The organism is Kitasatospora sp. NPDC001539, assembly GCF_040298565.1.
Lineage (GTDB): Bacteria > Actinomycetota > Actinomycetes > Streptomycetales > Streptomycetaceae > Kitasatospora.
Genome location: NZ_JBEPAK010000362.1, coordinates 1 through 5,131, shown reverse-complemented (window position 1 = coordinate 5,131; position 5,131 = coordinate 1). Strand labels below are relative to the sequence as shown.

Genomic DNA, 5,131 nt, shown 5'->3' with positions numbered 1-5,131 from the left:
CTCGGCCCGGAACCGCGCGCCGCGCCCGGCCAGGGCCTCGGCGGTGGGGGCGCCGCCGGCCCCCGGATCCTCCTGGGGACCGGTCCCGGCGGCCGCGCCGTCGCCGGAGTCCAGGAGCCCGCGCAGCTGCGCGGTGACGCCGGCGACGGCTCCGGGGCCGAGGACGATCTGGTAGGTGTCGTCGTCGACGGTCCCGAGCACGGCCGGCAGCGCCCGGAGGGCCTCCTGGTCGACCAGCGAGCGGTCGGCCAGCCCCAGCCGCAGCCGGGTCATGCAGTGGGCGACCGAGCGGATGTTGGGGGCGCCGCCGACCAACGGGAGGATCGCCTCGGCCGTGGCGCGGTTCTTCTCGTCCGACATGCCGGGTGACGTACCCGGATGGTCGCCGCGCTCAACCGGAGCCGTGCGGGTCGTCCTCCGACCGCATCGTGGTGCGCACCCGGTGCACGTACCGGTCGACCAGATGGCGCAGCACGCTGACGGTGGCGACGACGTCCGGCTCCGGGACGCCGTCCAGCGCGCTGGTCAGTCCGGCGATGTTGGCCTGTTTCAGCCGGTCGAGCAGCTGCCGCCCGTCGGCGGTGATGGCCACCTGGCGGGCCCTGCGGTCCAGCGCGTCGTGGCTGCGTTCCACCAGTTGCTGGCCCTGGAGCCGGTCGATCTGCCGGGTGACGTGGGAGGGCTTGACCATCAGCCGGTCGGCCAGGTCGCTCACCCGGCTGGCCCCCTCGGCCTCGGCGAGGGCGCGCAGCAGGTAGACGTCCGAGCGGGCGGCCGTGATGCCGGCCCGGGCCGTGCGGCGTTCGTGCTCCTGGGAGCGCGTCAGCAGGTAGGCCAGGGAGGCCAGTACGGCCTCCAGGTCGGAGGCGGTGGTCCGATCGTCTTCGGCGTCCGGCATGGAGGAACTGTAGCGATCCGGTACGGGCCGCGGCCGCACCGGGCAGCGGTGACCGGATTTCGGACAGATTCGGCCGTCACCCGATGCGCCCTTTCCTCGCCACGGACCGCGAGTTAGCGTGACGATCAGTTAGTTGCTTTTGGCACGTAAATGGCCCGCCCCGACGGCCCGCGCCCGCGGGCCTGCGCCACCACATCCGCAGGCCCGTCGGCCCCACCGGCACCGCCGGCCCCACCCAGCTCCGAGAAGGGAGCCCCCTGATGGCCACTGCCGCGAAGACCCCGCGCTTCAGCCACCCCGCCGCCCGCGACACCTGCCCGTTCGCCCCGCCGCCCGCCTACCGGCAGGCCCAGCAGGAGGAGCCGGTCAGCCGCGTCACCCTCTGGGACGGCTCCACGACGTGGCTGGTCACCCGCCACGAGGACGTCAAGGCGGTCCTCACCGACCGGCGCTTCAGCTCCGACTCCACCCGCCCGGGCTTCCCCTTCATCAGCGCGGGAGCCCGGCAGCTGAACGCCGGTCAGCCCACCTTCATCCGGATGGACGACCCGGAGCACTCCCGTCTGCGCCGGATGCTCACCGGCGAGTTCATGATCAAGAAGGTCGAGGCGCTGCGCCCCGAGGTCCAGCGCATCGCCGACGAGCTGCTGGACCGGATGACCGAGGGGCGCTCCAGCGCCGACCTGGTCCGCGAGTTCGCCCTGCCCCTGCCGTCCCTGGTGATCTGCCTGCTGCTCGGCGTCCCCTACCAGGACCACGCCTTCTTCCAGGAGTGCAGCCGCGTCCTGCTGCGCCGCGAGTCCTCGGCCGAGGAGGTCATCGACGCCCAGGCCCGGCTGACCGACTACCTGATCAGGCTCACCGAGGCCAAGCGCAGCGAACCCGACGACGGCATCCTCAGCCGTCTGGTCGAACGCGGCGACCTGAGCACCGAGGAGATCGGCGCGATGGGCCGGCTGCTGCTGGTCGCCGGACACGAGACCACCGCCAACATGACCGCGCTCTCCGTCCTCGCCCTGCTGCGCAACCCCGAACAGCTCGACCACCTGCGCCGCCACCCCGAGTCCGCCCCCGGCGCGGTCGAGGAACTGCTGCGCTACCTGACCATCGTGCACTCCGGGCTGACCAGGGTCGCCACCGAGGACGTCGACCTCGGCGGCGTGCGGATCCGCGCGGGCGAGGGCGTCGTCTGCATGGTCAACACGGCGAACCGGGACGAGCAGGAGTTCCCCGGCGGCGACGAACTCGACCTGACCCGTGACGCCCGCCGCCACCTGGCCTTCGGGTTCGGCGTCCACCAGTGCCTCGGGCAGCCCCTCGCCCGGCTGGAACTGCAGATCGCCCTGAACACCGTTCTGCGCCGGCTGCCCGGACTGCGCCTGGCCGTCCCGTTCGAGGAGATCGCCTTCCGCGGCGAGATGCTCATCTACGGCGTCCACGAGCTGCCGGTCGCCTGGTGATCGGGCCGGCCCCCGCGCCGAACCACGGGCGCCGCCCAGGGCGACGCGCCCCCACCCACCGGAGCCAGGGCCGTCCGGCCCCTCCGCACCCGCCACGTCCCGAAGGGAAGACCATGCTCGTCCGGATCGACCAGGAGAAGTGCTGCGGCGCCGGCCACTGCGTCCTCGCCGCGCCCGACGTCTTCGACCAGCGCGACGAGGACGGCATCGTCGTCCTGCTGGACGCCGAACCGCCCGCCGAACTCCACCAGGCCGTCCAGGACGCCGCCGCCGTGTGCCCGGCCGCGGCGATCAGCCTGGAGCGGGTGTGACCGCTCTGCGGGACGTCGCCGTCGTCGGCGCCGGCGCCGCCGGTCTGCACGCCGCCGAAGCGCTGCGCCGGGCCGGCTACGACGGCCGCCTCGCCCTCATCGGGGCGGAGGACGAACCCCCGTACGACCGGCCACCGCTGTCCAAGCACCTGCTCGGCGGGGAATGGCAGCCCGACCGCCTCGCGCTGCGCGGACCCCAGGCGTTGGAGGAGCTCCGGCTCGACCTGCGCCTGGGGGTCCCGGCCGAGCGCCTGGACCGCCGGGAGCGGACCGTCCGGCTCGCCGACGGCCACCGGGTGCGCTGCGACGCCGTCATCGTGGCGACCGGCGTCCGCCCGCGCCGGCTGCCCGGCGCCGACGGGCCGGTGCCGGGCGCCCACGTGCTGCGCACCCTCGGCGACGCCCTCGCCCTCCGCGAGGAACTCCGTGCGGGCACCCGGCTGCTGGTGGTCGGCGGCGGCCTGCTCGGGGCCGAGGCGGCGGCCACCGCGGTCGGGCTCGGCGCCGAGGTGACGTGGCTGGCCTCCGCCGCCGTGCCCCAGGCCGCCGTCCTCGGCACCGAGACGGCCGCGCTGCTGGCCGGCCTGCACCGCGAGCACGGGGTGCGGATCCACCGGGGCACGGCCGCCGCGCTGCTCCGGCGCCACGGCCGGGCCGCCGGCGTCCGGCTCACCGACGGCTCCGAGCTGGCCGCCGACACCGTCCTGATGGCCATCGGATCCGAGCCGGCCACCGAGTGGCTGGCCGACAGCGGCGTCCCGCTGGACGACGGCGTGGTCTGCGACGCCTACTGCGCCGCCGGGCCGGGCGTCTGGGCCGCCGGGGACGCCGCCTCCTGGCCCGACCCGAGCACCGGCCGCCACCACCGCCTGGAGCAGCGCACCAACGCCACCGAACAGGCGGTGCACGCCGCCCGGAACCTGCTGGCCGGCCCGGACGGCGTCCGGCAGGCCTACCAGCCGGTCCCCTACCTGTGGACCGATCAGTACGGGCTGCGCGTCCAGGCGTTCGGCCGGCCCGGCGACGCCGACCGCTTCGAGGTGGTCGACGGCAGCCTCGCCGACCACCGCTTCGCCGCCGTCTGCGGCCGTGCCGGGCTGGTCACCGGAGCGGTCGGCATCGCCTCCGCCCGTGCCCTGCGGCACCTGCGCGCCCAGGTGGCGGCGCACAGCGCGTGGCCGTCGGAGGCGAGCTGACCCGCGCCGGCGGTCGACCGCCCACCGCCCCGACCGCCACCCGGCCGGGGCGGTGGGCGTTCCGCCCCCTGGCGCTGGCCGGTGCCGAACCGCTCGGCGATGGGCGCCCGAAGCGGTCGCGAGCCCGGGCGTAGCGATCCGGTGACACGGAAGGCGCGATTCCGTCGACTGTCCGCACTACGTTCGATCGTGCACGTCCGCCGCGCCGCCGTCCCGCCCCCCGTGGGAGGCGGCCACAACGTGCGTGTCCTCGCCCGTACTTCATCCAGGAGCACCACATGCCCGTCGTGACGAACCGCCACGCGACCGCCGCCCGCACCCTGGCCGGCACCGTCCTGGCCGCCGCGCTGCTGGTGCCCACCGCGACGGCCTGCGGTTCCGCCTCCGACACGTCCGCGAGCACCGCAGCGGCCGCACCCGCCACGACGCCGGCGGCCACCGCCGCCGCATCGACCACGCCCGACCCGAAGGGCACCGGCAGCACCACCCCTGCCGTCACCCCGCCCGGCCCGCACGCCACCACCGCACCGGCCGCCCCGGCCGCCACGCCCGACGCGCGCCGCAGCACGGCGCCCGCCGCCGCGGGCAAGGGGTCGTCCCCGGTCCGCACCCAGACCCTGGTGGACGGCAGCACGGCCGAGATACGCGACCTCGGCAACCAGCGCTACCAGGCCAGGATCGTCAGCCACGGCGACGTCCTGGCCACCCTGGAGACGACCGGCACCGATGCCGGGCTCGACGCCAACGACATGTTCGTCGTGCTCTTGACGGACGGAACGGTCCACTCCTGGATGGGCGGTGGGCACCAGGGGCCGGGCACCTTCAAGCTCGCGGGCGGCTGGACGGCCAGGGTCACCAAGGTCGGCGAGCTCCACTACCGCGCGCAGCTCCTCGGCAACGACAACGCGGTGGCCGGCACGTGGGAGGCGAACCAGCACGACGCCGGCGGAGTCGCCAACGGCGTCCACCTGGTGCTCACCGCCGGCGGCGAGATCAGCGCCCACCTGTGAGCCGCCGGACGCCACGGCACGGGTGACTCCTGTCGACCCGTCACCCGCCCGGGCTCGGAAGGGGCACCCGCGCTCGCCGACGATGTCGTGCAGCAAGTGGACAGTGCGCCGCCGAGGAGTCGTTCTCCACCGGAAGTCCTGCCATGATCGCCTCGGGGCAAGGCCTCCCTGAGCCTGATCCCGCGCCCAGTGATCACCGGGACCGGTCCCGGCCGCAGCTGGGCCGGGTGCGGGTTCGCGCTGTGCGCACAGCGCG

6 protein-coding genes are annotated in these 5,131 nt (G+C 75.2%); 4 read left to right on the top strand and 2 right to left on the bottom strand.

The window, feature by feature from the left end; translation table 11 throughout:
- Both ABT247_RS31605 and ABT247_RS31600 read right to left on the bottom strand, forming a co-directional pair.
- The coding region (locus tag ABT247_RS31605) for a PTS glucose/sucrose transporter subunit IIB (RefSeq protein ID WP_350749576.1) at positions 1-360 on the bottom strand (360 nt) is incomplete at its 3' end.
- A 31-nt stretch (positions 361-391) separates the two neighbouring features.
- Positions 392-898 carry a MarR family winged helix-turn-helix transcriptional regulator gene (locus ABT247_RS31600; RefSeq protein WP_350749573.1) on the bottom strand — a complete coding sequence of 169 codons (507 nt, stop codon included), beginning with the start codon at positions 896-898 and terminating at the stop codon, positions 392-394.
- 260 nt (positions 899-1,158) lie between these two features.
- On the opposite strand from ABT247_RS31600, the gene ABT247_RS31595 reads away from it, so the two are divergent.
- The 4 genes from ABT247_RS31595 to ABT247_RS31580 all read left to right on the top strand — a co-directional run bounded on the left by ABT247_RS31595 (position 1,159) and on the right by ABT247_RS31580 (position 4,875).
- Positions 1,159-2,358, top strand: a complete 1,200-nt coding sequence (locus ABT247_RS31595) for a cytochrome P450 (RefSeq protein WP_350749571.1) — start codon at positions 1,159-1,161, stop codon at positions 2,356-2,358.
- 113 nt (positions 2,359-2,471) lie between these two features.
- Positions 2,472-2,669, top strand: coding sequence for a ferredoxin (locus ABT247_RS31590; RefSeq protein ID WP_350749568.1), 198 nt, complete (start codon positions 2,472-2,474; stop codon positions 2,667-2,669).
- Positions 2,666-3,865 carry an NAD(P)/FAD-dependent oxidoreductase gene (locus tag ABT247_RS31585; protein ID WP_350749565.1) on the top strand — a complete coding sequence of 400 codons (1,200 nt, stop codon included), beginning with the start codon at positions 2,666-2,668 and terminating at the stop codon, positions 3,863-3,865. The genes ABT247_RS31590 and ABT247_RS31585 overlap by 4 nt, the downstream gene beginning before the upstream one ends.
- A gap of 278 nt (positions 3,866-4,143) precedes the next feature.
- Entirely contained in the window at positions 4,144-4,875 is a 732-nt protein-coding gene (locus ABT247_RS31580; protein WP_350749562.1) for a hypothetical protein, read from the top strand.
- The last annotated feature ends 256 nt before the right edge of the window (positions 4,876-5,131 follow it).